Annotated in this window: 1 pseudogene; it reads left to right on the top strand. The window is 72.9% G+C overall.

Features of this window, described 5'->3' with window-relative positions:
• Positions 1-7: 7 nt before the first annotated feature.
• Positions 8-4568: pseudogene (locus ACIQ6R_RS37005) on the top strand (type I polyketide synthase); the annotation flags it as partial.

Here is a 4568-nt window from a genome sequence, read left to right as displayed (position 1 = left end):
GGAGCAGGTGGCTTCGGTGCTGGGTCATGGTTCGGTGGAGGCGGTCGGCGCGGACCGGGCCTTCCAGGAGTTGGGTTTCGATTCGCTGGCCGCGATCGAGTTGCGCAATCAGCTCAATGCCCTGACCGGGCTCCGGCTCCCGGCGACCCTGGTCTTCGACCACCCCAACGCCCTCGCCGTCACCGAGCACATCGTGTCCCGACTCGACGGCAGCGAGACCGCACGGGCGACCGGTGCGAACCGTACCGATGCCGGACGGCCCGCCGACGACGAGCCCATCGCCATCATCGGCATGGCCTGCCGCTACCCGGGCGGGGTGACCACCCCCGAGGAACTGTGGCGCCTGGTCATGGACGGCGCCGACACGGTCTCCGACCTCCCGGACGACCGGGGCTGGGACGTGGAGGACCTCTACGATCCGGAACCGGGCAAAGAGGGCAAGAGCTACACGCGCCGCGGCAGCTTCCTGCACGACGCGGCCCAGTTCGACCCCGGCCTCTTCGGCATCTCACCCCGCGAGGCCCTGCACATGGACCCGCAGCAGCGCCTGCTGCTCGAGACCTCGTGGGAGGCCCTGGAGCGGGCGGGCATCGACCCCACCTCGCTCAAGGGCAGCAGGACCGGTGTCTTCGCCGGTGTGATGTACCACGACTACGCGCTCAACGTCTCGCCCTCCGGCACCGCCGGTGGCAGCGTGGCGTCCGGTCGGCTCTCGTACACCTACGGCTGGGAAGGCCCGGCCGTCACCGTCGACACCGCCTGCTCCTCCTCGCTCGTCGCGCTGCACCTGGCGGTGCAGGCGCTGCGGTCGGGGGAGTGCTCGCTCGCCGTGGCCGGCGGCGCCACCGTGATGTCGACGCCCGGCATGTTCGTCGAGTTCAGCCGCCAGCGTGGTCTGTCCGTCGACGGCCGCTGCAAGGCGTTCGCGGGCGCGGCGGACGGCGTCGGCTGGTCCGAGGGCGTCGGCGTGCTCCTGGTGGAACGCCTCTCGGACGCGGTGCGCAACGGGCACCGGGTGCTCGCGGTCGTCAAGGGCACGGCCGTCAACCAGGACGGCGCGAGCAACGGACTGACCGCCCCCAACGGCCCCTCCCAGCAGCGCGTGATCCGCCAGGCGCTGCTGGGCGCCGGAGTCGCCCCGTCCGAAATCGACGTGGTGGAGGCGCACGGCACGGGCACCAGGCTCGGCGATCCGATCGAGGCGCAGGCCCTGCTCGCCACGTACGGTCAGGACCGGCCCGAGGACCGGCCGCTGCTGCTCGGCTCGGTCAAATCGAACATCGGTCACACGCAGGCCGCCGCCGGCGTCGCCGGTGTCATCAAGATGGTCATGGCGATGGAACACGGGACGGTGCCGCGCACCCTGCACGTCGACCGTCCCTCGCCGCACGTCGACTGGACCGAGGGCCGCGCCGAACTGGTCACCGAGGAACGGCCCTGGCCGGCCAGCGGTCGGCCGCGCCGGGCCGGCGTCTCCGCCTTCGGCCTCAGCGGCACCAACGCACACGTCGTGCTGGAACAGGGCCCCACCCGGACCGCGGACGAACCGCGTCCCGAAGCCGATACGGGTTCCGCCACCGGGCACCGCGCACCCGCCGTCCTGCCCTGGGCGCTGTCCGCGGCCACCCCCGAGGCGCTGCGCGCCCAGGCAGCCCGGCTGCTCGACCACGCGACGGCGCGCCCGGACGACCGTCCGCTGGACACGGCGTACGCGTTGGCCACCGCCCGTACCGCGTTGGAGTCCCGCGCGGTGGTGCTCGGCACCGGCCGGGACGAGATCCTGGCCGGGCTGCGGGCCCTCGCGGAGGGCACGGACGCCCCCGGTGTGATCACCGGCGAGGCCCGATCCGTCGGTACCACCGCGTTCCTCTTCTCGGGCCAGGGCTCCCAGCGCCTCGGCATGGGGCGTGGGCTGTACGAGAACTTCCCGGTGTTCGCGGAGGCTTTCGACGCGGTGTGCGCGGGACTCGACGAGCACGTGGAGCGTCCGCTGCGCGAGGTGGTGTGGGGTGAGGACGCCGAGTCGCTGAACGGCACCGCGTACGCGCAGGCGGGCCTGTTCGCCGTCGAAGTGGCCCTGTTCCGGCTCCTGGCGTCCTGGGGCGTCACACCCGACCTGGTGGCCGGCCACTCCATCGGCGAGGTGGCGGCGGCACACGTCGCCGGGGTGTTCTCGCTCGCGGACGCCTGTGCCCTGGTCGCCGCGCGCGGCCGGCTGATGCAGGCGCTGCCGGAGGGCGGCACCATGGTGGCGGTGGAAGCCACCGAGGCGGAGGTCCGGGAACAGCTGGACTTCGACGAGGCCGAAAGTGTGTCGATCGCCGCCGTCAACGGCCCGTCCTCGGTAGTGCTCTCGGGCGTGGAGGAGGCCGTCGAGACGGTCGCCGAGGCGTTCCGGCAGCGGGGACGCAGGGTCAGCCGGCTCCGTGTCTCGCACGCGTTCCACTCGCCGCTGATGGAGCCGATGCTCCCGGCGTTCCGTGAGGTCGTGGAGGGACTGTCGTTCGCGGAACCCCTGTTGCCGGTGGTGTCCAACGTGACCGGCCGGATCGCCGAGGCCGGCGAACTGACCACCCCGGACTACTGGGTGACCCACGTCCGCCGGGCCGTCCGGTTCGCCGACGGTGTCCGCGCACTCCGAGCCGCCGGAGCGGACCGCTGCGTCGAGATCGGCCCCGAGGCGGTCCTGACCGGGATGGCCCGTACCTGCCTCGACCGTGCCGAGGACGCCACCGTCCTGCTCGTGCCGACGGGCCGCAAGGGCCGCGACGAGACGATCGCTCTCCTCACCGCGCTCGCGCACCTGCACACCGCCGGCACCGCGGTCGACTGGTCCGGCTTCTTCGCCGGGACGGGTGCCCGTGCCGTCGACCTGCCGACGTACGCCTTCCAGCGGCAGCGCTACTGGCTCGCCGCGACCGGCGCAGCTCCCGCGGCGACCGAGGACGTCGGACTCGATGCCACCGACCACCCGCTGCTGGGTGCGGTGGTGGCCCTGCCGGACTCCGGTGGCGTGGTGCTGACGGGCAGGCTGTCGGTGGAGGCGCAGCCCTGGCTCGCCGACCACGTGGTCCTGGGCCGGATCCTGCTGCCCGGTTCCGTCCTCGTCGAACTGGCCCTGGCGGCCGGCGAGTCCGTCGACTGCGCCACCCTGGAGGAACTGACCCTCGCGGCGCCGCTGGTGCTGTCCGAGCGCGGCGGCGTCCAGGTCCGTGTGATCGTCGGGCCGCGTACCGCCGAACGCCGCACCGTCGCCGTCTATACCCGCCCCGAGGGCACCCGGGAGGACTGGGCCACCCACGCCACGGGCTTCCTGACGGACACGGTCGCCGAGACCGCGCCGGCCGGGCTCGACGAGCAGTGGCCGCCGGTGGGTGCCGAGGTGCTGCCGGTGGAGGCGGCGTACGAGGTCTTCCGGGAGCGTGGTTACGGGTACGGGCCGGTGTTCCGGGGGTTGCGTGCGGCGTGGCGTCGGGGTGGGGAGTTGTTCGCGGAGGTGGCGCTTCCGGAGGAGGCGGCGGGCGAGGCGGGCCGGTTCGGTCTGCACCCGGCGCTCCTTGATGCCGCCATGCACGCCGCGATCCTCAACGACAGCACCGGCCCCGGCCACGAGGACGACGGCGGCGGCACGGTGATCCCGTTCGCCTGGAACGACGTCTCCCTGCACGCGGTCGGCGCCGCCGCCGTCCGCGTCCGGATCGCCACCACCGAGGACGGCGGCATGGACATCCGGGTCGCCGACGTGACCGGCGCGCCGGTCCTGACGGTCGGCTCCATGGTGGGCCGCCCGGTCTCCACCGAGCAGCTCGGCGCGGTCCCGGACGAAATGGGTGCGCTGTACGGCATCACGTGGGTGCCGGACACCGGGAAGGGTGTGGCAGACGCACGCTGGACCCCGTGGAGCGAGGTTGCCGAGGCGGCTGGCGCGGTGCCGGACGTGGTGGTCCTGGACTGCGGTGCCGCCGACGCCCCTGGCGTGCCCGACGGTTCGGTGGGTGTGCCTGCCGGGGTGCGGTCGGTGTTGGACCAGGTGTTGGGTGTGGTGCAGGAGTGGCTTGCCGGTGAGCGGTTCGCGGGTTCGCGTCTGGTGGTGGTGACGCGGGGTGCGATGCCGGTGGGTGTGGGTGGTTCGGCTGGTGCGGGGGATGTGGTGCAGGCTCCGGTGTGGGGTCTGGTGCGTGCGGCGCTGGCGGAGAATCCGGGGCGGTTCGCCCTGGTGGACCTGGACATGGACCTGGAGCAGGACCTGGACCTGGACCTGGATCAGGACTTGGGCCTGGATCTGGATGCCGACGTGCGAGTGTCGGCTGATGTGGATGCCGCGGTGGCGGCGGTGGTCTCGGGTGAGTCCGAGGTCGCGGTGCGTGGTGGCGAGGTGCTGGTGCCGAGGCTGACGCGTCTGCCGGACGACCAGGCCGGTCAGGACGACACACAGCCCGCTGGTCAGGCCGACAGCCTCGCGTCGATGCCTGAGTTGGATGGTTCGGGTGCGGTGTTGGTCACGGGTGGTACGGGTGGTCTGGGTGCTGTGGTGGCCCGGTATCTGGTGGCTGAGCGTGGGGTGCGGG

The organism is Streptomyces sp. NPDC096048, from assembly GCF_044763415.1.
Lineage (GTDB): Bacteria > Actinomycetota > Actinomycetes > Streptomycetales > Streptomycetaceae > Streptomyces.
The sequence above is the reverse complement of the archived record's forward strand: the minus strand, read 5'-3'. Positions and strand labels throughout refer to the sequence as shown.